Source organism: Aggregatibacter aphrophilus ATCC 33389, from assembly GCF_900636915.1.
Classification (GTDB): domain Bacteria; phylum Pseudomonadota; class Gammaproteobacteria; order Enterobacterales; family Pasteurellaceae; genus Aggregatibacter; species Aggregatibacter aphrophilus.
In genome coordinates this window covers 826642-848681 of record NZ_LR134327.1, presented here as the reverse complement: position 1 = coordinate 848681, position 22040 = coordinate 826642, and the positions used below count along the sequence as shown (strand labels likewise).

Genomic DNA, 22040 nt, shown 5'->3' with positions numbered 1-22040 from the left:
GGCATAATAAGCGGCATTTTGTGATGCAATAAGAAGAATAACATGTTGAATAAAATCGATTTATGGCTGATGAATCATCAGCCGAATCCTCAATTGAAAGGAACCAAACGTTTTTGGGTCGAGTTCTGGTTTTTCGGTTTGAAAGAAGCTCGAGCCTGCCTATTTGCCGGTGTGTTTTTTATTGCCATGTTCCTCATGCCGAAAAACGGTATTGCCGGCATTCCCCGTTACGATTTATTGTTAATTTTTGTGTTAGCGGTGCAATATCTGATGTTTCATTTCAAGCTGGAAACATTAGATGAAATCAAATCCATCACCCTGTTTCACCTCGTGGGTTTTGCTTTGGAATTGTTCAAAACCTCATCTTCCATTCAATCTTGGGCGTATCCTGATTTTGCTTACACTAAAATCTTCGGCGTGCCTTTGTTCACAGGATTTATGTATGCCGCGGTAGGCAGTTATATTATTCAGGCGTGGCGTTTATTTGGTTTGCAAATTCGCAGTCATCCGCCCTATGTTTTGTCGACACTGACCGCGGTTCTCATTTATCTAAATTTTTTCACCCATCATTACATTGGCGATTATCGGTGGTATTTGGCGGCGTTCGCATTGGGGCTTTACGCCCGCACTGCGGTATATTTTACACCTTATGATAAACCTCGCCGCATGCCGTTGTTACTGTCTTTTATGTTGATTGGCTTCTTTATTTGGTTAGCGGAAAATCTCGGTACGCTGATTGGCATTTGGCGCTATCCAAATCAAATCGGTGCCTGGTCTTTGGTGCACGTGAGTAAGTGGAGCGCTTGGGCGTTATTGGTCGTCATGACATTTACCATCGTGGCAAATCTCAAACATATTAAGCAGACGATTCGGGTATCGCGGGATTAGGAAAGAAAAAAGTGCGGTCAAAAAATACAATGAATTTTGACCGCACTTTTTTATTCGTTGGAATAAATCAATTCCGGAGATTGGTTGTCGTTGATGACACTTTCGTTGACCACCACTTTTTCTAATCCTTCTAAAGAAGGCAAGTCGTACATGGTGTCGAGCAAGATGCCTTCGATGATGGAGCGTAAGCCACGGGCGCCTGTTTTACGGGCGAGGGCTTTTTTCGCCATGGCGATTAAGGCTTCTTTGGTGAATTCCAGTTTCACGTCTTCTAACCCAAATAACGCTTGATATTGTTTACACAAGGCATTTTTCGGTTCGGTCAGAATACGCACAAGGGCTTCTTCATCTAATTCGCTTAACGGCGCAACCACCGGTAAACGTCCGATAAATTCCGGGATTAAGCCGTATTTCATTAGATCGTCCGGCTCCACCTGTTTGAACAAGTCCGTCAACGTGGCTTTGTCTTTTTCACTTTTGATTTCGGCGCCGAAACCAATGGCAGTGGCGACGCTGGTGCGTTTTTCAATGACTTTATCCAAGCCGGCAAAAGCACCGCCGCAAATAAACAGAATTTTGGAGGTATCGATGCGCAACATTTCCTGTTGCGGGTGTTTGCGTCCACCTTGTGGCGGAATAGACGCGATAGTGCCTTCAATCAGTTTTAACAAGGCTTGTTGTACGCCTTCACCGGAAACATCACGGGTAATGGACGGATTTTCTGATTTGCGGGTGATTTTATCGATTTCGTCGATATAAATAATGCCTTGTTCCGCACGTTCGATATCGTAATCACAGTTTTGCAGTAATTTTTGTAACACGTTTTCCACGTCTTCGCCCACGTAACCGGCTTCCGTCAAGGTGGTGGCATCTGCCATGGCGAAAGGCACGTTTAACATACGCGCCATGGTTTCCGCTAATAGGGTTTTGCCGCTACCGGTCGGGCCGATAAGTAAAATATTACTTTTACCCAATTCCACATCATCGGTTTGGTGTTTGGTGCGCAGACGTTTGTAGTGGTTATACACCGCCACTGCCAAGACTTTTTTGGCGTAATCTTGGCCGATAACATAATCGTCTAAATGGGCGCGGATTTTGTGTGGTGTCGGTAACTCCTGGTCTTTTGGCGTTTCCGCTTCAGCTTCTGTTTCTTCGCTATACTCTTCATTAAGCAACATATCGTGACATAATTCGATACATTCATTACAAATGTAACCGGACGTGCCGGCGATTAATTTATTGACTTCCTCTTGTTCTTTGCCACAGAAAGAACAATGCAATTCTTTATCTTTTGCCATTTTTATCTCTTAACGTTTAGTGAACACTTCATCGACCAAGCCGTAATTTTTGGCTTCTTCGGCAGACATGAAGTTGTCGCGGTCGGTGTCTTTTTCAATGGTTTCAATGGGTTGTCCGGTGTGGAAAGCCAAGCGTTCATTTAAGGTGCTTTTGATTTTCAAGATTTCTTGGGCATGAATCTGAATATCCGATGCTTGTCCGCGGAAACCACCTAAAGGTTGATGGATCATCACGCGAGCGTGAGGTAATGCGCCGCGTTTACCCGGTGTGCCGCCGGCTAATAAAAAGGCACCCATGGAACAGGCTTGTCCAACACAAAGGGTTCGTACATCCGGTTTGATGAATTGCATGGTGTCGTAAATTGCCATACCGGCAGTAACGGAGCCGCCCGGTGAGTTAATATATAAATTGATGTCTTTATCGGGATCTTCCGATTCAAGGAAAAGTAGCTGTGCCACAATCAGGTTGGCCATATTGTCTTCCACTTCACCGCTTAGAAAAATGACGCGATCTTTTAATAGACGGGAATAAATATCATAAGCGCGTTCGCCGCGGGAAGTTTGGTCAACGACCATAGGAATTACACTCATATGTTCCTCAATTTTAGCTGATAGGTGAAAAAAGTGCGGTTAAAAAAAGCAACGTTTTTTGCGCGTTGATTTTATGAATAGTACCGCGGAAACCACGAGGTTTCGTCGAGAATGGGGGGTATTCTACCTGAAAATTTACCTTTGCTGAATTGCATTCGGACAAAAATAACAGGGCGGCCATGCTTTGCAAAAAATTCGTTTGAAAAAATGACCGCACTTTAGACGTAAAAATGTTCTGGCCGATGTTATTGCACGCTACTTTTTAGCCGGATCATCTTTTAATGTGTTGTAGTCAACCAGCCCGCGCCAGTTAAACACTTTAATCGGTTGTTTTTTCGGGTTGAAAAAATCCTCTTGGCTTAAATGACTTTCTTTAATGCCTAACCATTGTGCAAAACCGTGCATGAAGTTAAAAGCGCTTTGTGGATTTTTAATCATCGTTCTTTTCTTATCATCGCTGGAAAAACGAACAAACGGCACTTCGTAACTTTGTTTGTATTCTTTATTATTTAACATGGAAAGATTTTTTCCTTCGCCTAAATGGGCTAAACCATGATCCGAAAAATAAATGACGGAATAGCTTTGGTTTTGTTCTTTCAGAATCGTATTAATCTCCGATAATAATGTGTCCGTTTGTTTTAAGGTGTCTAAATAACATGACATTTCTTGGCTGACTAAATGGAATTTCGGCGCTTCGCCATTTAAATGCGCACAAAATGTCGGATGGGAACCGATTAAATGTAAAACAATCAATTTGGTTTGATCTTTATCTTTCGCCAATAACTGTTTTAACGGTTCCAATAATACGGTGTCTGGTGTGTTGCCCGAATCATAGCCGCCTTTTTTAGTAAAGAAATATTCATCTGCCTGAATGCCGATACGCGAGGCCATAGTGTCCCATTCACCGACTTTGCCTTGGTTGGATAACCAATAGGTTTTGTAATGGGCAAGCTTGGCGAGAGAAATAATATTATCCGTGTAAACCGTCTCTTCATTATCATTGATAGAACGGTAGAGCGTGCGTTGTAAAGACGGTTGCGTGTTCGGGCCTGCGGCGACGTAAAGGTTAAAAATTAAACCGTTAACGTTTTCTAAAAATGGCGTGGTTTTTTGCGGATAACCATATAATGACGTGTAATCACGACGCATACTTTCGCCGATAATTAACACATAATTTTGATATTTGGGCTCAACAGAAAGGATATTCCATTCCGGTGTTTTGGTTAATGCGTCGTTTAATAAATCCCGTTGGGTTAAATAGGTATGATTAACTTTAAGTGTGTTCGCAATAAAACTGACAGGATAAAAATGAGAGGCTTTAAAAAAGTCCGCTATGCTAAATTCTTTTTCTTTGTTCGTATTGGTGATTTCTTTTGAAACAGGTTGATATAAAGCAAATGCAAGAAGAATAAAATAAATAAGATAATATGCCGATTTATTATTTTTACTTGGTGTGATATGGCGGTTGATAAATAATAAAACAATAAATAAAAGAAGATAAAAGAAAGTGAAAATATAAATGGATAACGGCATTGCGCGAAAGAAGCCTAAGGTTTCGCTAAAGTTGGTTTCATAGACGGAGGCAATGACGCCAATAGATGCCGGGCCATATAATATGCCTGAAGGGATGTAGCCGAAGGCGATAAAAAAAATAAAAATCAACGCAATCAGAAAGAATTTATTGCTGTGTTTTTTTAAAGTGAAAAGCAATAATCCCAATGCCAAAATGCTTAACGCGTTGGTGAGATAATTATCCAAAATTCCCAATGCAATGTGAGAAAGGAAAGCAAAGCTCAATAACAGTAAAACAAAAGTGAAATTGTGATAGAGAATGTGAGATTTTTTTAGCTGAGACATCTAGTTTACCGGTTATGTTTTTTTATAAGGCAAAATTTTAGTCTCTTTGTTCCCTAAAATGAAGTATTTCATTGCAATACATTAGGTTATAACCGTTCATTATGAGAGATGCGATTTTTTTATTTGCATTTAAGCCCATTAATTTTGATAATGTGGCTATTTTTGAGAAATGGATGCAAGTAGGAATGATTAAAATGGCGTAATTTCTCATTTGGTTAAAAGGAAATATTATGAATATTCAGCAGGTTATAAAAGAAAATCGCTTGGAGCTTTTGTTCCAACAAGGCTCATTCGGTATTGAAAAAGAAAGTCAGCGCGTGCACGCAGACGGGTCTATTGTGGTTACCGAGCACCCAAAATGTTTTGGCAGCCGTTCTTATCATCCTTACATTCAAACAGATTTTGCTGAAAGCCAACTTGAGTTAATCACACCGCCAAATAAAAAGATTGAAGATAGCCTGCGTTGGTTATCCGCTATTCATGAAGTGGTGTTACGCTCCTTGCCGGAAGACGAGTTTATTTTCCCGTTGAGTATGCCGGCTGGGTTGCCACCGGAAGATCAAATCAAAGTGGCACAACTGGAAAATCCGGCAGATGTGGCTTATCGCGAGCATTTAGTGGCATCTTATGGCAAAAACAAACAAATGGTCAGCGGCATTCACTATAATTTCCAACTCGAACCAACCTTCATTCAACAGCTTTTTGCAGGGCAAAATACATATCAAAGTGCGGTCGATTTTCAAAACGATTTATATTTAAAGGTTGCCCGCAATTTCTTACGTTACCAATGGATTCTCGTCTATTTATTAGCTGCCACGCCAACGGTTGATGCCAATTATTTCCGTCACGGCACACCACTAAAAGCGGGGCAGTATGTACGTAGTTTGCGATCCAGTCAATATGGTTACGTGAATGACCCGAGTGTCAAAGTGTCTTATGACAGCCTGAACGATTATGTGAAAACCTTAGAACACGCGGTCAGTAGCGGACAACTTATTGCCGAAAAAGAATTTTATTCCAACGTGCGTTTACGTGGTGCAAAACATGCCCGTGAATTGCTACAAAACGGCATTCAATATTTGGAATTCCGTCTGTTCGACCTAAACCCCTTTGAGGCTTATGGTATCGCATTAAATGACGCCAAATTCGTGCATTATTTTATTTTATTAATGGCGTGGTTGGACGAAGAATCTCTGGCAAGTGCGGTGGATTTAGGCAAAGAAAAATTAGCCCAAGTGGCGTGGGAAAACCCGTTGTCGGCGACGGTTTTCCAAGCAGAAGGAGAGCGCATTTTACAGCAATCGCTGGCGATGTTGGCGGAAATTCATGCTGACGCGGAAATTGAAGCGATCGTCAAGGATAAACTGGCTCAGTTTGCTGATCCAAGCCAAACTCTCGCTGCGCGTTTGGTCAATGCTATCGAAGCACATAGTGGTTACCAAAAACTGGGCGCTGAACTGGCGATTCGTTACAAGCAACAGGCGTTCGAACGTTTTTATGCTTTGTCTGCTTTCGACAACATGGAGCTTTCCACCCAAGCCCTGATGTTTGATGCCATTCAAAAAGGCCTAAAAATGGAGATTTTAGACGAGCGCGATCAGTTCTTAAGTCTGCAATTCGGCGAGCACTTAGAATATGTGAAAAACGGCAATATGACTTCCCACGACAGCTACATTTCGCCACTCATTATGGAAAATAAAGTGGTGACCAAAAAAGTCTTGGCGAAAGCCGGCTTTAACGTGCCGCAAAGTGTGGAATTTACTGGCGTAGAACAAGCGGTGGCCAATTACGCTTTATTTGCAGGGCGTGCCGTAGTGATTAAACCTAAATCCACTAATTATGGTTTGGGCATCAGTATTTTCCAACAGGGCGTGCACGATCGTGAGGATTTTGCAAAGGCCATTGAAATTGCTTTCCGTGAAGACAAAGAAGTGATGGTAGAAGATTACCTCACTGGCACGGAATATCGTTTCTTCGTGCTAGGTGATGAAACGCTTGCTGTGTTGTTACGCGTGCCGGCGAATGTGATTGGCGACGGCGTGCATACGGTAGCTGAATTGGTGGCGCAGAAAAACGATCATCCGTTGCGTGGCGATGGAAGCCGTACGCCATTGAAGAAAATTGCGTTGGGTGATATCGAACAGTTACAGTTAAAAGAGCAGGGCTTAACCGTTGATAGCGTACCGGCGAAAGATCAGTTGGTGCAGTTACGTGCCAATTCTAATATCAGCACAGGTGGCGATTCTATTGACATGACTGACCAAATGCACCCAAGCTACAAAGCTTTGGCGGTTGGTATCACCAAAGCCATGGGTGCCGCTGTGTGTGGCGTGGATTTAATCATTCCCGATTTAACCAAACCCGCCGAGCCGAGCCTGCAATCTTGGGGCGTGATTGAAGCCAATTTCAACCCGATGATGATGATGCACATCTTCCCGTACGCAGGCCAATCCCGTCGGGTGACGCAGAATTTGTTGAAGATGTTGCTTCCTGAATTGAAATAAGTTTCTTCCAAGCTAAAAATACAAGACGAATCCTCGGATTTGCTTTTTGCTATTCTAAAGTGCGGTCATTTTCCATGGTGTTTTTCAAGTTAAAAAACGTCTCCCCAAGCGACTGCACTTTTATAAGTTCCTACAAAAAACCGCCGTTGAATGGCTCAAGGCGGTTTGTTTAAGTTAGCAAGATTAGTTATCATTTAAATAACTTGGGAGTCACAGAAGAAGAACGTCCGACTTCTTCCTCAAAACCAATGATTTGCTTAAACGCTTTTAATAGTTGTTCTTCATTATCTGCTATAAAGTAGTTTCCCTTCCCTACACAACGTTCCCAAGATGCTTTTTGTGCAGCTGATTGTCTATAACCAAAAATGACAAAAGCAATCTTTGTGGGGAGTTGACGGTAGTTTTTATCCTGTAAACTATCTAATTTTTCCCGAATTTTAGGACACATTCCTGCATCAAGTAACTCACCAGTTAAAGTAGGTAATGCAGTATCCACTCCATCAGATAATACTAAAATGATACGTTGAGTATTTGTGCGTATTTTACTCGGGAGTGCATCTTTATTTGTATTGACCATTAAATTAGCCCCCACCAGCAATCCAGAACTTGATAAAGTCCAGCCGCCTGGTTGGGTTTTTTCCATAACAGATGTTAGTTTGCCGGCATCCTTTTGATTAAACCAAATATCTGTTACTGTAGAATCTCGGTTATTACTGAAACAAAATTCGCTCTTGTCAAAATTAATATCGTAATTTATATCCTCTCCTTTAAAATCTTTAATTTTATTTAGTGTGGAATTAATATTAAAATATTTATAGAAAACTTCCACAAATGGGTCATTACCACGGGTTTTCGACTTATCAAGAAATATAGTGTTATCAATATACTCTGTTAGGAACAGGTTCGCTAGCTTTACAGCTGAATCCTTGATATACATATACTTATTTTTTTCATAGGAAGTCAAAAGGTCAGAATAATCATTACTTTTATAAAGTTTAACTTTATTTTTTAATTTATCATATGTAGTTTTATTTTCGCCGCTCCAAACTTTAATTTTAACTTCTGTATCAGTGCCATAAAAAGGCAGTACACACTTCTTAATTTGAGAAATATCCTTCTTGCCTGCCTGTTGTGCTCCTAACCCGAAAGGCGCCAAACCAATGCGGTTATAAGGACTTATATTTTTTGCTGGGGTCTCAGGAATTAAAGTGTTAGCTATTTGGGCAACCACCCTTCTTAAACTCTTAATTTTGGAAGTACCTTTGAATTCTCCATTAGGATCTTTATTCATTGAATAAGAAAGATCATTCACTAACATTAAATCAATTGGGGTAAGGATATCTTTCTCTTTAACAGCATAGGATTTTCCAGAATTAATATCTACAGTATTTCTATTATTGCTGGTCAGCGTATAGCTCCACGGTAGCCAAAATCTACGTTCAACATTGCCTTCAACTAAACAAGCAACAGAACTACTCTCACCATTTGTTCTCGTGTCAGTTTGACTTTTACACTCAGCAGTAAAATTTTTAGGAATTGTAATTGGAGAACTATTTTTTTGTTCTTTATCATAAGAACGGAGGTACAGCTTAACCATTCCTTGCACTAACTCTTGATTACGTTTTAGTGCTTGAGCGTTTTCTTTCTGCTCCTGTGCTGTTCTAAAAGAACCTTTTGCGTTTTTGATTTCCTCATCTGTTACTTGTACATTGGAAAGATTACTTTTATCTGCTCGGTATTGGTTGTTTTCCGTAGTTAACAAGAGAGCTGCTTGCTCTGTCGCTTGCGCAAGGCGGGCTCGATCCAGCAAAATACCTGAACCATCAACGGCAAACGCAATGAGAAAGAGTAAAGGAAATGCCAGCAGTGCAGTCATTACTGCATATACACCCTTTTTATCATGATAGAACCGTTTTAGCATATAGAACAAATTCATTGTCATATTAAATTTTTTCATACATACACCTTGAGTTACTGTGATTGTGATTTTGCACGTGCAACAGCAATTGAAGAAGAACTAAGAGAACCAAAAGATAAGTTTTCTTTTTTTACGATTAAACTTTGAAAGAAGCTATTTATATCAACACAGAGAGTAACTTGATACAGTGGTACCTTTCTTTTGTTAACGGCTTCAGACAAAGGAGATAAATGAGCCAGCTGGTTATCTAGTTTTTTATATGGCTGACAATTCTGCGTATTGGATTTTTCATCCATAACGCCTTGCCCGTCTTTTTGCCACCAGTGCTCTAATCTGATACCGACTTTTTTATCACTTTTTTTATCACCAAATAATATTAATTTGGCAAGCTCCTCATATTCTGTTAAGTCACTCTGTTTAATTTCCTTCGTACCATCATCGTCGTACAATTGTGCTCGTTCGCGTAATATATTTACAAGAGAGTAGGAGGCGTTGTCTAACTTCCCTTGTGTAATTCTAATAATGGCAAAGTCAGCTAAAAATGCAAAGATAAACGTTAATAACATAAGCATAAAGAGAAATTCAATCGTAACCGAACCTCTCTTATTAGTTCGAAAATTCTTAGAGTGTGATGAAAAAAAATCTGTTATATTCATATCAATATAAACCTTAAATAAAACTTATAAAGCAACCAACTACTAGAAGCAGGAGTTATTATTACCGCTTTTATGATTAGCCACCTGTCGCATTAGGTAAAAACTGGGAACGACCGAACTCTTGTACAGCAATAATTTTGCGTTCCAATGCGTGCTCGACTATATCTGCCGGCAAAAATGGTAAGGTTAAAAATTTGTATTTATACTTGACGGTATAAACAGCTAAAGTCGCTAATGCCCCATTCGGGTCAACCAATTTACCGTTAACTACTTTAGGTGTTCTAAAGTCATTATTTAGTAATGCCTTGATACACGTTTCTCTAGAACAATTGACATATTTTACATCAATTTCTATACCACCATTATTTAACTGAACCAAATAACCAATAGTTGACTTTTCTTGTGCAACAGCCTGCTGTCGTAGCGCAGTTTCAAAAGCTTTTTTATAGTCATCCCCTGGAGCTGACTGGTTTTTTGCAATTCTTGTGCTTTCGGTGATAGCTAGATCCCAATAAGACGAGGTTATAGCAACACGGCAAAATTCTAAAATTAAGCATACAACAAAGAAATAAAATGCAACCGTCAAGGCAAACTCGACGGTTGATACTCCTTTCTTATTTGATAGGAATTTTTTCATCACAAAACCTTATATTATCTAGCGATATTGCTAGGCACACGTTCAGTCTTTTTCAAAGCATTAATTAAATCGTCAGGTGAACTATTAATGTTTTCTTTTACAATAATATCTTTTGCATAGTCAATATCATTGTTTTTCACTAAAGCAAAAATTAAGTTATGTACCAATCGTTGTTCTCTAATACCATTTAAATATTGAGGCAAAAGTAATGAAACAGCATTGCGATAATCTCCATTAACAATGTTTAACATCGCAAGGTTATTTACTGCGACTGCGTCATTTAAGAAATATTCACGTGCTTTGTTAATATCTTCATTAGCTTTATTTGGATTTCCCATTAAAGCATAAGTTACACCACGAAGATTATAAACCTCACCATTTTTAGGTGTGGATGTCAGTAAACCATTCTCAACCTCTAAAGCTTCTTGATAACGTTTAAGCTGGTTTAAATTTCTTGCTTGCAAGATTTTTGCTTTTTCTGTTAACTGCCCACCATTTGTTAATAATGGCTTTAAGTAGAGTAGGGAAGAATTACTGTCACCTTTCTTATAATAAATTTCAGATAGTTTGTAACGAGTAACTGGATCTTCTTTATTTTTTAGTACATCACGATACATTGCAATTAATGCGTCGTTGTTATTGGTACTTTGATAAAGTGTTTCTTTTGCAGTTATCTTATCTGTGCTTAATGGTCTTTTGTTAAGTACAGCAGAACACGCAGTAACAGATAAAATTATGCTACACAATAAAACGTTTTTAAGAGATTTAGAATACATGTGGAAATACCCTCATTACACCTGGAGCTAAGATTAAGATGATAATTGGAAACATAATAAATAGAATCAAAGGAATACTCATTTTAGCTGCAAGAGTACCGAGCTTTTCCTCTATTGTTAATAATTGCAGTTCTCTAATGTCAGATGATAGCTGGATCAACTGATGGTAAATAGAAGAACCAAAGTTCAAACTTTGTTGCATTACGGTACAAAACATTCTGATTTCAGTTGTTGGCAGCGAAATAGAAAGATCTTGTAACGCTTGTGACATCCCCGTAATTTCTGATTTACGAATAATGCGCAACATAACATAAGTTAAATCAGGATTTAGGGTTTTGAAATCTGTAGCAACCTGTTTGAGTGCAGCTTCAATGCTAATACCGGTTTGTACATTAACAGCTACTAAATCAATAAAACCGGCCAAATCATTCATGATTTTTTTGATTTTACTTTTTAAAATAGAGTTTATTAAAAACCCCGGAATAATAATCGTTACAACTAATATTGTCAGAAAACTAATCAATAACGAAGAACTGTCAGGATTACTATCATTTAACGAGTATAAATAATAGGCTCCACATAGTACTACCATAATGAGTAGTTTTACCTTAATATTTTTATCAATAATACCCAAGGCTTTTAAAATAGGGTTATTATTAATTAATAAAAGTTCTAACTCAATTTGTTGTTTGGTCTTACCTTTGTTGTCTTCATCTTCATCTGTGTCTTTAGGTCTTTCTCCTAAGATCACTTCTCGACTATGCAGGAATTTTTTTCTAGCAGAAAGAGCTGTAAACAAGATGATAATGCCAAAGATTGCTAATAGTGTATAAGATAATAATAGCTTAAGTGTCATGTTGACTTCCTCATTAGCCACCAAATGATTCCCATGCCAAAGAGTTCGCTACCAAAGACATAGTATAATACATATCTACCACTAGGATCATTTATTAAGAATTCGAAATTTTCAGGCATAGCAAACTGCATAAAGAAAAAGAAACTAACGGGTAAACAAGCTACAATCATCGCTGACATACGAGCTTCCGACGTCATTGCTTTCTTTTTCTTTTCCATTTTATTACTATCGGCAATTACTCGACCCAGACGGGAGATTACTTCTCTAATTTGTCCCCCTTTACTTAGGTTGGTGCGAACAATGGTTATAAAAAAGTAAAACTCCTTATAGGGATAACGACTATAACTATCTTCAAAAACAGCCATAGGATCCTCACCGATAGCGAGACGCTTGTGAATACTTTTAAATTCTTCTCCTAGCTGACCTGTCAAATCTTTACCACAACGTTCTAATGCCTGTAATAAACCGGCCCCAGAAGTTGCAGCTGCATTCATAATTTGAATCACTTCAGGAAACATTGCATTAAATGTTTTTTTATTACGATGTTGGCCAAGTTTCCAGACAAATAGAATAAAGGCAACACCAAAAAGTAAACAGAAAACTAATCTATCTACATGAACATAAGCAACATTAACTATAAACAGAGCAAAAAATGCAAGGCAGCTTATAACAATATTACGAATTAAATTTTTCTTATTTCCACCAATGAAATAGTAGTACCACAGAGTAACTCTATTTTTAATCCCTTTAATAAAACTTTCTGTTCTACTCACAGAGGCATCATACTGGTTAATCTTTCTTTTGGTTGAAAACCAACTACTTAAGGTGACTATTAATAAAAGTGCTCCCATAAATAGTACGGCATAAAATAAATAATTCATTATTCAACCTCTCCGAAAATACTTTGTAATTCGGCACTTAGATTAAATACTTGTGCATTTTGATAAACTATTGAACGGGTTAACAAACCATGATTAACAAACTCTCCAAGAATTTTGCCATTTTTGTCACGATATTTACTGGCTTTGTAAGAGAAAATATCCTGTAAAACGATTTGTCCGTTTTCCATTCCCATAATTTCTGTAATGTTCACTATTTTTCTTGAACCATCATTTAAACGGGAGGCTTGCACAATAATATTCACTGCGGATGCAATATTTCGACGAATCGCTTCAAGTGGTAATGTTGCGTTAGACATCATTACCATACTTTCCAAACGGGAAGTCGCATCTCGAGGGCTATTGGCGTGCAAAGTTGACATAGAACCATCGTGGCCGGTATTCATGGCTTGTAACATTTGAAAAGCTTCACCACCCCGGCACTCACCGACGATAATTCGCTCTGGACGCATACGTAACGCATTGATTACTAGGTCTTTCATAGTGACTTCACCAGTGTGTTCTACTCCGGCTAAACGGGTCTCCAAGCGTACGACATGAGGCTGTTCTAAGCGTAACTCTGCCGTATCTTCTAAAGTAATAACTCGCTCACTGTGTGAAATATAGTTGGAAAGCGCATTAAGTAAAGTTGTTTTACCGGAACCTGTACCGCCTGATACAATAATATTTACTCGTGATCTTGCGGCTATTATCAAGAAATTAGCCATTTCACGGGTCATTGACCCGAAGTTTACAAGCTCTTGTAAGGTTTTTTTATTCTTACTGAATTTACGAATTGAAACAGATGTTCCATCTAGTGCAATTGGTGCGATAACCACATTTAGGCGACTACCATCAGGCAAGCGGGAGTCCACTAAAGGACTTCCGTCATCAATACGACGGCCAACACGTGCAACTAAGCGTTTTGCAATATCTGTCAATTGTTCATTGCTTACAAATTCTTTACTGGTTTTTTCCAAGATACCGGCGCGTTCAATCCAAACATCATCTGGACCATTTACCAAAATATCATTGATGGTATCATCTGCCATAAGATCACGCAATGGACCGTAACCTTCAATTTCATCAGCAACAATTTCTGCCATCACTAATGTGTCGGCAGAAGTCAAATAAGTACCGCTTTTACTTGCAACACGATTAACAATCTGAACCAGTTCATTTACTAGTAAGTTTCTTTCGCTTTGAAGTGCATCAATCTTTTCAATATCAAGGTTGCTTAATACTTCACTTCTAAGGAAAATTTGTTGTTCTTTGGTTAGCATTTTTAGTCACTACTTATTTAATGAGTTTTGCAAATAACGAAGAAATCAAACTTTGTTTTTCTTTAGGTTTGCTATTACGGGATACTGCACCGATAACTTTTAACATTAACGAGTTAATTTCTTTTTTACCATTACGACCAAAATTAATACCTAATACCGTTTTTTTATTTGTATCTTTTACAAATGGAATAACAGCATCTACTTGAGAACCTACTAATGTTTCAATATCCTTTTTGGCCATTAACTTAGATGTTTCCATTCTGCTATCAGAAATACAAATAAAGGTACGGATCGGTTTTCCTGTTGTACTGCGAATTCGTTCACATTCATCTAGAAATTGTTTAGCTAAACGCAATGAACCAATTTTTCTTTCTACAACTAAAACAAAACTATTATAACTTTCTAAGAATTTCACAAAGTTATCTTTTTTAACGTTATAGATTGGCTGATCATAGATAATGAAATTATATTTTTCAGTACTTTCTGTGGGTAATTCAAATAAATTACCGTTATACAAATCAAAATTTAGAGCATATTCAACAATACTTCCTGAAATTTTCTTATCAAATAATAAATCAAGGTCTTGGGAACCATTTGGACCTTGTGCCAATAATACAGGGATTTTCTTATTAACCACAATTTCATTGGCAATATGCGAACTAACTAAACTTGCACCAATACCTCCTTTACAGCTTAATACTGCAATTTTTACGGTATCTCTTACATGTGGAACATTCGCACCGGAAATGATTTTTTCAACCATTTGGCTTAATTGGGAGTGTGAGTTAAAGTAAAGAATACCTTCTTCTAACAGTTTTTGTGATAAGGAAATCGAATCACTATCACCAATCACACAACACCATACATTCTGTGGAACAGCACTAAAAACACGCTCAACAATAGTTTTTACACTGGTTTCATGAGTAATATCAATAACTACACCAACTGTGTCTTCTGCAGAAAACGAAATTTCATCGGAAGATTCAAAAAAATCTTTCTTTATAATTTCAATATGTTCAAGACCTCGCGTACGCAAGATCTGTGCGACTTCCCCTTGGATGTCGTCACGGTTCGAAACAACCGTGATGGTACGTGCACTATCAATTGTAATTGTTTCTTGATCCAGTAATAACATACAAATACCTTATTATTAATATTTCAATTGAACACGTTGATTACTTTTTATTGCACAGGAGGCTTCATTGGAATTCCAGAATACGACTTCTCCTGTGCGTAACGGGCAACGTGTTGTCTTTGCAGCAACTTGTGCCACTTCAACATAAATTGGGTAAGTTGTTGCTTTGTGTGCCTTTTTCTCAATAAAAATGGATTTTCTATTAACTCCACTTTTGATGAGCTTTGCACGAATTTTTAAGGCTGCTTTTTTTGCTGTTGCATCCCGCCAAACAATATTGACTTGCTTTTGCTTGTCACTACCAATATCACGAATTATAGCTTGATACATATTGCTATAACTCACATTAGAATAATCTGGTAATGTATAGCGGTTAACCAATTGTGTGCGATTAAACATACTGTTTTGTGTCGGTTGTGCCACACTTGTATCATTAACTAACTCATTTATCGCAAATGTGGTTACTGGAGCACCAAGGGAGGCCAAAGCAATGATGGCCGAAATAACTAATTTTCTCATTGAATAAACCCACTATTTTTTAAGAAGTTAGACGTTAATGTTTTGTGATAAACATTTTTTAACGGAGTTGTGTGGAAAAATCTCTCCATTGTTCCGGTTTGTTCAAAGTCAGGATAAACAATGTTTTTTTCCTCTACCGGTTTGACAACATTTACCGTAGCTACGATAACCAATTCTTTTTTCTCACGATTGGTAGATGCATTACGGAAGAAAGAACCTAAAATAGGAACATCCCCAAGTAGTGGAACTTTATTGATGCCTTCAACATCATTTGAGCTAAATAGACCTCCGATAATAAAGCTTTCACCGTTAGCTACTTCAAACAGAGATTTAGCTCGACGAGTATCAAAGTAAGGAATATTACCAATGCCTTCAAAATTATAGTTACCGGCAAGGGTGCTTACGGATTGATCTAAAACTAAACGAATACGGTTGTTTTTTTGCAATTTCGCAGCAACAGCCAGTTTTACCCCAAACTCTTTATAAATAATGCTTGGAGAGCCTTCTTTATCTCGTTGTGCAAAGGGAATTTCACCACCAACTAAGATGTCGGCAGTTTCTCCAGATAACATGGAAATATTTGGTTCTGCTAAAATTTTTCCATTACTTTGGTTATCTAGTGCATTTATAAAGGCAGAAATACCTTTTGCATCTAAACGTAATACGCCTTGAGTTCCGTTAAAGCCGCCAGCAGCACTGAAATTACCACCAAGTAGCGGGCCGCTTCCAGCAATATGGCTCCAGTTGATACCCATAGCTTCTGAAAGTTTTTTGTTTACTTCCACAACGGTAAGTTTTACGTTGATTTGTGTTGTATCATTAATATTTGAGTGATCAACAACTCCTTCATAGCTATACTTATCCAAGAAAGGAACGCTTTCATTACCTAGTTTAGTTTCAGTAACTTTTCTACCGGTACCTAAAGCTTCGCCTACGATACGGCGTACTTCATCACTTTCTTCTTGTGTACGGGCCTTTCCTTCGATCACATAGGCCTTACCTACCTTCTTCACAGAAAGGTTAGTATTTGGAAAATGAGTTTTAAGCTGTTTGTTAGTATCTGCAATATTAGTCACTACAGAATCTACGTTTACTGTATCTGACGTTAAAGGGCGGCCATCGGCACCAAATGCGGTAACTTCCGCTTTACCTTCATCTTTCGCATAAATAATAAAGGTGTTGTCGTCTAAAATTTCATAGTCGGCAACACTTGGAGAAGATACGAAAATAGTATCAATTTTTTCCTTAGTTTGAACTAGTTGTGTTGCACCTTTCTCTAAAGAGAAGTTTTGAGCATACGCATTTAGCGAGAACATCGCCCCGAGAACTGCATAGCATACTAATTGTTTTTTGCTAAAAGCATGGTTCCAATTCAGCATTTTATTGACCTCTTAATTTTCTGATAAACACACCGCGTGAATCGATATCTTGAGTATTACTCTCGGCAGGTAGTATGACTAATTTTGATTCTCTATCTAAAGAATAGAATTTCTTCGCTTGTTCAGCAGTTACTTTTAATGCCACATAACCGGCATATTCTTGATTATTTGGAATACCGTCAGCTGCTTTTTCAGTCTCTGGAGCATTTTCATCTGTTGAAGCTGAAAAGGCTTTAGCTTGCAAGACCAATACCTTACCTGAGACCTTCACTAAATCTTTACGATCGTAAGTGTTTCGAGAATCTCCTGCGATTTGTTGGTTGTAAACTGCGATATAATCACCACCGGAAATTGTATATAAAATATAGCTATCTTCCGGTTTAATATAAACACGATAAGCAACTTCCTGATTTGGATCTAAACTAGATGTAAAGAATCTCGGGTCGTTTGGGGAAATAATAGATTTACCGGAAAGAAACGAACCAGCTCTCATATTTTCTGCCATTAAATAACCTTGTAACCCTTGAATACCGTTTTTAACCACAGCATCTCTCAAGTCATTAGCAATTAGCGGGCTATCTTCTACGACAGAGATCTCATTGAGTACATAATCATCTGCTTGTAATAAATGACCTTTATCTACGTCATTTTTTAATTCTGCAGTTAAGATCAGTTTCTCCGGTTTTTTCTCCGTTTGTGGTTCTAGTTGGTTTATTATGGTGGTTTGTTGATTTTCAGTATTTTCTCCACCGGTTGGCATGAACATGATCCCGCCAATACCAACAGCTAATGTAAGCACTGAAATAATCAAGAGCGTTCTATAATTCATTTTTTACCCTTATTGTTTTAATAAAGTAAAGTGATTGCTTACCAAATTAATTTGATAAGACTAGGTTTGTCATAAAGCCGAGGCTTATTGCTACGCCATAAGGCAAGCCATTTTCTTTAACTGATTTACGGAAAAATAACCAACTGATAATAATTAGCCCTAATCCTGCAAATGTTGTAAAAAAGAAAAAAGGAAAGATTTCGTCATTGGGAATCATCAACATCAATACAGCAATAAGTTTTACATCTCCAGCACCAACTAAGTTTAGCGTGAAGAGCAAAAAGCCAATTGCAAGGGCACATAGGGAAGGAAGAATAAATAGTGTCTGATACTTTAATAAACTGAGAGGGATAATAGTAATTAACAAAAGCAAAATAATCCGATTACCAATAGTTCGAGAACGGACATCGGTAATAGACAAAATAATCAATAATAAAAGGCTAACAATTACTAATGTATTAATAAACCAGTGCATTTCTATTTGTCATTAGCTACTTTTACTCACCATGGCACCCGAGACAATAGTAGTTAAATCTGAAAACTTACTAGACATTGCTTTAACAAAACTATGATCTCCAGACAGTACAGCAACTACAAAAACAGCAACAGCCACAGCAATCAAACCATACTCAACAGAAGTGATCCCTCGTTGATCTTGATAGAACATACGAAAAGAGAAGATCACTTTGAAATAAAGATAACCTAATAAAGTGCTCATTGTTTAATGCTGACTAAGCCAAGGCTGGCTCTTTTATAGAACCAGCCTTGGCTATAATTTAACTATTAACTTATGCTTGCACTTGTAACTTTGCTAGTTAATACACTAAATTTAGATTTTAGCGCGGCAATGAAACCATCTTGGTTATAGAATACAGCAACAATTAACACGGCCACTGCCACAGCGATTAAACCGTATTCAATTGCAGTTACACCTTGTTGGTTGTTTTTGAAAGAACGGAATGCTTCAGTTGCTTTGATATATGCTTTAGTAGTTAATGTGTTTAACATTTTAAATGCTCCTAGTTTTTAGTTTGTTTGTAGAAAATAAAATTTAAGAATTCTTTTGCAAGAATTAATGTCATTTATTTAATAAGTTGTGGAATTAAATAAACGAGGTGCATTATAGCCCTGAAAAATAAAAAAGCAAATTTTTAAAAACAATAAATTCGATATATATGAAAATTTATTGTGCGTTATAAAAGTTGTTTTATATCAATGTGTTGAATTGTTTTATTGGCGATTTCTTGTTTGGTTTTGAATTGGTTTTACAGTAAATTTACAAATTTTAATCTTTATTACACAAAAACAAATTTAAACATTATATCGATTTGAACAGGGTGCCTTTAGTATTGAAAGGCTTTGGCAAATCTTAGGAAAAAATAACCTTATTTAGATCAGGTTTGTTATCAGGGACGAAAGAGAGTTATTTGTAATAAATCAATTTTGACTCTTTTTAATGTTTTCGTCTGTTTTGATGTGCGTGTGCATATGACCTTCCCATAAGTTATGCTATATTGTGCCCACTTTATCCCTCCTACTTATTGAGGCCATATTTTGCAACCTTTTCGTCAAACCTTTACGCTTGAGCCGCAAGACAATGAACGTTTGCGTTCCTTATGTGGTGCCGCAGATGCTCACTTGGCGCTTATTGAAAAAACATTCAACCTGTCGATTTCCCGTCGTGGCTTTGATTTCACTATTCAACCTAAAGACACCAATCCTGCATCACATTATGTCGGTGTGGTGCAAAGTGCGGTGGATTTAATTCGCGATTTATATGTTCAAACAGCGCCTGTGCGGGGGCATTCTAAAGAGTTGGATTTAGAAGACGTTCATATTGCATTAATGGAAAGTCGGGCGTTGGCGCAGGGCGATGCGGAATCTGTCGCAGATCATCGCGATGAAAATAAAGTGTATAGCACGACCATTAAAACCAAACGAAGCTTAATTAAACCACGCGGGCCAAACCAAATTCAGTATTTGCACAATATTCTGCGTTATGACATCAGTTTCGGCATTGGGCCTGCCGGGACGGGGAAAACCTTTTTAGCGGTCGCTGCTGCGGTAGAAGCTTTAGAACGGCAAGAAATTCGTCGTATTTTATTGACCCGCCCGGCGGTAGAAGCTGGTGAAAAACTGGGTTTCCTGCCGGGCGATTTAGGGCAAAAAATCGAACCGTATTTGCGCCCGTTATATGATGCGCTGTTTGAAATGTTAGGTTTTGAGCGCGTGCAAAAACTCATGGAGCGCAATGTGATTGAAATTGCGCCGTTGGCATATATGCGCGGCCGTACCTTAAATGACAGCTTTATTATTTTGGACGAAAGTCAAAACACCACCGTGGAACAAATGAAAATGTTTTTGACCCGTATCGGCTTTAATTCGAAAGCGGTGATTACGGGCGACATTACGCAAATTGACTTGCCTCGCTCGCAAAAATCCGGTTTGCGTCATGCCATTGAAGTGTTGTCCGGCCTGGAAGAATTAAGTTTTAATTACTTCGACAGCAAAGACATTGTGCGCCATCCGGTAGTGGCGAAAGTGGTGCAAGCGTATGACGCTTGGGATGCGCAGGAAGAAATCCGCCGCCGTGAATTGGCGGAGCAACGTCAAGCAGAGCGCCAAGAAAAAGCAGAGCGCGAAGAATAAACTGAGAGAGAAGAAAAAGTGCGGTCAGAAATTACAATGAATTTAGGAGAGCAACATGGGTAAGATGATCATTGATTTACAAATTGCTTGCGAACAAGAAACCGGCTTGCCAACAGCAGAACAAATCGAACAATGGGCGACAGCCGCGGTACAACCGCAGACCGATGAAGTGGAAATGACCGTGCGTATTGTGGATGAAGCGGAAAGCCACGCGTTGAATTTGAATTATCGCGGCAAAGATCGTCCGACCAATGTGTTGTCTTTCCCTTTTGAATGCCCTGATGAAGTGGAGCTGCCGTTACTCGGCGATTTGGTGATTTGTCGTCAAGTGGTGGAGCGTGAAGCGCAAGAGCAAGGCAAACCGCTCATGGCACATTGGGCGCATATGGTAGTGCACGGCAGTTTGCATTTACTTGGCTATGATCACATTGAAGATGACGAAGCAGAGGAAATGGAAAGCTTGGAGACACAAATTATGATAGGGCTTGGCTTTGTCGATCCGTACCTGAGCGAGAAGTAAGAAAAAGTCGGAAAGCGTAAAACTATTTCGGAAAAACAGGGTCAAACGGGCATTCTTGCTTCAGTCATCATTATATTAAAGCTACATATGGTTACACGTAATTCAGACTTTTAAGGTTGCTGCAGCGAGACAATGATTAATCTATTTTCAACCTGAAGGAATATCATGTTAAAAAAATACTTACTTGTTTTACCGATTTCTATTTTAACCGCCTGTGTGGGTTATTATCCTTATCCGCAATTTGAACCCGGTTATCCGGCGCCTTCCGTGCAGTATAATGACGATGAGGAAAAAGCTATTTTCAGTACCCGCCGTACGTATGAACCGAAATATCAGAATCCAAGATACAAAATTTCCACGGAAGACATGGAAAAATTCATTTTAGCCAAAAATAATCTGGAATATTGTTTGTTACCGGAACTGGGCAAGCAATCGGACAAACGTATTACCGCCCTTGAAAAACGTTTATTAAAAGATATGATCAACGACGAGTTGGCGAAGATTGTAGGCAAACCGTCGGCGTGTACGATTTTTGACGATCAGTCTTCTTACGATTATTTTCAATTTAAGTATCAACAACTTAATCACGATGTGAATAACATTCGTGAATTTGAATGCCGTGATTTAAAACGGCATTTTCGTGATCGTCTCAACGAACGCAAGCGTAAACAAGGCTTGGCGGGCGACAGTCGTTCTGTTGAAAGCCAAATGCAAAAGCAACGACAAACGATAGATGACGCGTTTCGCCGTTTTCACACGCAACAAGAATCTATTGAGCGTCAAATCCGGGGCGAAAGCGAACCGCTCTATAAAAGCAATAAAAATATCAATGTAGATTGGACGGATCCGTATTCACGGGGTTGGTAA

General features: G+C 38.4%; 22 protein-coding genes. 5 read left to right on the top strand and 17 right to left on the bottom strand.

The genetic code is table 11. From position 1 onward, the window contains the following. The first annotated feature begins 42 nt into the window (after positions 1-42). On the top strand, positions 43-888 hold the full coding sequence (locus EL144_RS04120) for a DUF817 domain-containing protein (RefSeq protein WP_005704295.1): 846 nt from the start codon (positions 43-45) through the stop codon (positions 886-888). Positions 889-938: 50 nt separating this feature from the next. Here the strand turns inward: EL144_RS04120 and clpX are convergent, their stop codons facing one another. From clpX to EL144_RS04105, 3 genes are all read right to left on the bottom strand, one after another. After that, positions 939-2186, bottom strand: coding sequence for an ATP-dependent protease ATP-binding subunit ClpX (gene clpX, locus EL144_RS04115; protein WP_005704294.1), 1248 nt, complete (start codon positions 2184-2186; stop codon positions 939-941). Positions 2187-2195: 9 nt separating this feature from the next. Beyond that, a complete protein-coding gene (gene clpP, locus EL144_RS04110) occupies positions 2196-2777 on the bottom strand; it encodes an ATP-dependent Clp endopeptidase proteolytic subunit ClpP (RefSeq protein ID WP_032995276.1) in 582 nt (193 codons plus the stop codon). Positions 2778-3032: 255 nt separating this feature from the next. Beyond that, the gene (locus tag EL144_RS04105) at positions 3033-4634 is read right to left on the bottom strand and encodes a phosphoethanolamine transferase (protein ID WP_050332863.1); all 1602 of its coding nucleotides are present in this window, start codon (positions 4632-4634) and stop codon (positions 3033-3035) included. Positions 4635-4864: 230 nt separating this feature from the next. Here EL144_RS04105 and gshAB point away from each other — a divergent pair, with 230 nt between their 5' ends. Continuing rightward, positions 4865-7138: a bifunctional glutamate--cysteine ligase GshA/glutathione synthetase GshB gene (gene gshAB, locus EL144_RS04100; RefSeq protein WP_050332861.1), complete on the top strand. Its 2274-nt coding sequence runs from the start codon at positions 4865-4867 to the stop codon at positions 7136-7138. A gap of 190 nt (positions 7139-7328) precedes the next feature. Here the strand turns inward: gshAB and EL144_RS04095 are convergent, their stop codons facing one another. From EL144_RS04095 to EL144_RS04030, 14 genes are all read right to left on the bottom strand, one after another. Next, positions 7329-9095 (bottom strand): pilus assembly protein TadG-related protein, encoded by a 1767-nt coding sequence (locus EL144_RS04095; RefSeq protein WP_032995275.1) that lies wholly within the window; start codon positions 9093-9095, stop codon positions 7329-7331. Positions 9096-9109: 14 nt separating this feature from the next. Then, entirely contained in the window at positions 9110-9712 is a 603-nt protein-coding gene (gene tadF, locus EL144_RS04090) for a tight adherence pilus pseudopilin TadF (protein ID WP_050332859.1), read from the bottom strand. A 76-nt stretch (positions 9713-9788) separates the two neighbouring features. After that, positions 9789-10349: a TadE/TadG family type IV pilus assembly protein gene (locus EL144_RS04085; protein ID WP_032995274.1), complete on the bottom strand. Its 561-nt coding sequence runs from the start codon at positions 10347-10349 to the stop codon at positions 9789-9791. A 14-nt stretch (positions 10350-10363) separates the two neighbouring features. Further along, positions 10364-11125 (bottom strand): tetratricopeptide repeat protein, encoded by a 762-nt coding sequence (locus tag EL144_RS04080; RefSeq protein ID WP_005704284.1) that lies wholly within the window; start codon positions 11123-11125, stop codon positions 10364-10366. Next, entirely contained in the window at positions 11115-11981 is an 867-nt protein-coding gene (locus tag EL144_RS04075) for a type II secretion system F family protein (RefSeq protein ID WP_032995273.1), read from the bottom strand. Before EL144_RS04075 ends, EL144_RS04080 begins: the two co-directional genes overlap by 11 nt. Further along, positions 11978-12862, bottom strand: coding sequence for a type II secretion system F family protein (locus tag EL144_RS04070; RefSeq protein ID WP_005704282.1), 885 nt, complete (start codon positions 12860-12862; stop codon positions 11978-11980). Before EL144_RS04070 ends, EL144_RS04075 begins: the two co-directional genes overlap by 4 nt. Beyond that, complete coding sequence (locus EL144_RS04065; RefSeq protein WP_005701458.1) at positions 12862-14142, bottom strand: CpaF family protein; 1281 nt, start codon at positions 14140-14142, stop codon at positions 12862-12864. The genes EL144_RS04070 and EL144_RS04065 overlap by 1 nt, the downstream gene beginning before the upstream one ends. A gap of 13 nt (positions 14143-14155) precedes the next feature. After that, positions 14156-15277 carry a hypothetical protein gene (locus tag EL144_RS04060; RefSeq protein WP_005701456.1) on the bottom strand — a complete coding sequence of 374 codons (1122 nt, stop codon included), beginning with the start codon at positions 15275-15277 and terminating at the stop codon, positions 14156-14158. 15 nt (positions 15278-15292) lie between these two features. Continuing rightward, positions 15293-15796, bottom strand: a complete 504-nt coding sequence (locus tag EL144_RS04055; RefSeq protein ID WP_050332855.1) for a hypothetical protein — start codon at positions 15794-15796, stop codon at positions 15293-15295. Continuing rightward, entirely contained in the window at positions 15793-17175 is a 1383-nt protein-coding gene (locus EL144_RS04050) for a type II and III secretion system protein family protein (RefSeq protein ID WP_005701454.1), read from the bottom strand. The genes EL144_RS04055 and EL144_RS04050 overlap by 4 nt, the downstream gene beginning before the upstream one ends. A gap of 1 nt (position 17176) precedes the next feature. Continuing rightward, the gene (locus tag EL144_RS04045; protein WP_032995272.1) at positions 17177-18004 is read right to left on the bottom strand and encodes a hypothetical protein; all 828 of its coding nucleotides are present in this window, start codon (positions 18002-18004) and stop codon (positions 17177-17179) included. Between the two features lie 46 nt (positions 18005-18050). Further along, positions 18051-18479, bottom strand: a complete 429-nt coding sequence (locus tag EL144_RS04040; RefSeq protein WP_005701452.1) for a prepilin peptidase — start codon at positions 18477-18479, stop codon at positions 18051-18053. 12 nt (positions 18480-18491) lie between these two features. Next, entirely contained in the window at positions 18492-18722 is a 231-nt protein-coding gene (locus tag EL144_RS04035) for a Flp family type IVb pilin (RefSeq protein WP_032995271.1), read from the bottom strand. A 65-nt stretch (positions 18723-18787) separates the two neighbouring features. Then, positions 18788-19012 carry a Flp family type IVb pilin gene (locus EL144_RS04030; protein WP_005704275.1) on the bottom strand — a complete coding sequence of 75 codons (225 nt, stop codon included), beginning with the start codon at positions 19010-19012 and terminating at the stop codon, positions 18788-18790. A 546-nt stretch (positions 19013-19558) separates the two neighbouring features. On the opposite strand from EL144_RS04030, the gene EL144_RS04025 reads away from it, so the two are divergent. The 3 genes from EL144_RS04025 (at position 19559) to EL144_RS04015 (ending at position 22040) form a co-directional block, all read left to right on the top strand. Beyond that, complete coding sequence (locus EL144_RS04025; protein ID WP_005704274.1) at positions 19559-20653, top strand: PhoH family protein; 1095 nt, start codon at positions 19559-19561, stop codon at positions 20651-20653. Positions 20654-20708: 55 nt separating this feature from the next. Then, the gene (gene ybeY / locus EL144_RS04020) at positions 20709-21173 is read left to right on the top strand and encodes an rRNA maturation RNase YbeY (protein ID WP_005704273.1); all 465 of its coding nucleotides are present in this window, start codon (positions 20709-20711) and stop codon (positions 21171-21173) included. A 165-nt stretch (positions 21174-21338) separates the two neighbouring features. Further along, complete coding sequence (locus EL144_RS04015; protein WP_005704272.1) at positions 21339-22040, top strand: DUF5358 family protein; 702 nt, start codon at positions 21339-21341, stop codon at positions 22038-22040.

Excerpts from the sequence above, each read along its gene's own strand:
- clpP (WP_032995276.1), bottom strand. The coding sequence starts at position 2,777 with ATGAGTGTAATTCCTATGGTCGTTGACCAAACTTCCCGCGGCGAACGC.
- EL144_RS04050 (WP_005701454.1), bottom strand. The coding sequence starts at position 17,175 with ATGCTGAATTGGAACCATGCTTTTAGCAAAAAACAATTAGTATGCTAT.
- EL144_RS04055 (WP_050332855.1), bottom strand. The coding sequence starts at position 15,796 with ATGAGAAAATTAGTTATTTCGGCCATCATTGCTTTGGCCTCCCTTGGT.
- EL144_RS04095 (WP_032995275.1), bottom strand. The coding sequence starts at position 9,095 with ATGAAAAAATTTAATATGACAATGAATTTGTTCTATATGCTAAAACGG.
- EL144_RS04085 (WP_032995274.1), bottom strand. The coding sequence starts at position 10,349 with ATGAAAAAATTCCTATCAAATAAGAAAGGAGTATCAACCGTCGAGTTT.
- gshAB (WP_050332861.1), top strand. The coding sequence starts at position 4,865 with ATGAATATTCAGCAGGTTATAAAAGAAAATCGCTTGGAGCTTTTGTTC.
- clpX (WP_005704294.1), bottom strand. The coding sequence starts at position 2,186 with ATGGCAAAAGATAAAGAATTGCATTGTTCTTTCTGTGGCAAAGAACAA.
- EL144_RS04070 (WP_005704282.1), bottom strand. The coding sequence starts at position 12,862 with ATGAATTATTTATTTTATGCCGTACTATTTATGGGAGCACTTTTATTA.
- EL144_RS04015 (WP_005704272.1), top strand. The coding sequence starts at position 21,339 with ATGTTAAAAAAATACTTACTTGTTTTACCGATTTCTATTTTAACCGCC.
- ybeY (WP_005704273.1), top strand. The coding sequence starts at position 20,709 with ATGGGTAAGATGATCATTGATTTACAAATTGCTTGCGAACAAGAAACC.
- EL144_RS04065 (WP_005701458.1), bottom strand. The coding sequence starts at position 14,142 with ATGCTAACCAAAGAACAACAAATTTTCCTTAGAAGTGAAGTATTAAGC.
- tadF (WP_050332859.1), bottom strand. The coding sequence starts at position 9,712 with ATGAATATAACAGATTTTTTTTCATCACACTCTAAGAATTTTCGAACT.
- EL144_RS04075 (WP_032995273.1), bottom strand. The coding sequence starts at position 11,981 with ATGACACTTAAGCTATTATTATCTTATACACTATTAGCAATCTTTGGC.
- EL144_RS04120 (WP_005704295.1), top strand. The coding sequence starts at position 43 with ATGTTGAATAAAATCGATTTATGGCTGATGAATCATCAGCCGAATCCT.
- EL144_RS04060 (WP_005701456.1), bottom strand. The coding sequence starts at position 15,277 with ATGTTATTACTGGATCAAGAAACAATTACAATTGATAGTGCACGTACC.
- EL144_RS04105 (WP_050332863.1), bottom strand. The coding sequence starts at position 4,634 with ATGTCTCAGCTAAAAAAATCTCACATTCTCTATCACAATTTCACTTTT.
- EL144_RS04035 (WP_032995271.1), bottom strand. The coding sequence starts at position 18,722 with ATGAGCACTTTATTAGGTTATCTTTATTTCAAAGTGATCTTCTCTTTT.
- EL144_RS04030 (WP_005704275.1), bottom strand. The coding sequence starts at position 19,012 with ATGTTAAACACATTAACTACTAAAGCATATATCAAAGCAACTGAAGCA.
- EL144_RS04045 (WP_032995272.1), bottom strand. The coding sequence starts at position 18,004 with ATGAATTATAGAACGCTCTTGATTATTTCAGTGCTTACATTAGCTGTT.
- EL144_RS04040 (WP_005701452.1), bottom strand. The coding sequence starts at position 18,479 with ATGCACTGGTTTATTAATACATTAGTAATTGTTAGCCTTTTATTATTG.
- EL144_RS04080 (WP_005704284.1), bottom strand. The coding sequence starts at position 11,125 with ATGTATTCTAAATCTCTTAAAAACGTTTTATTGTGTAGCATAATTTTA.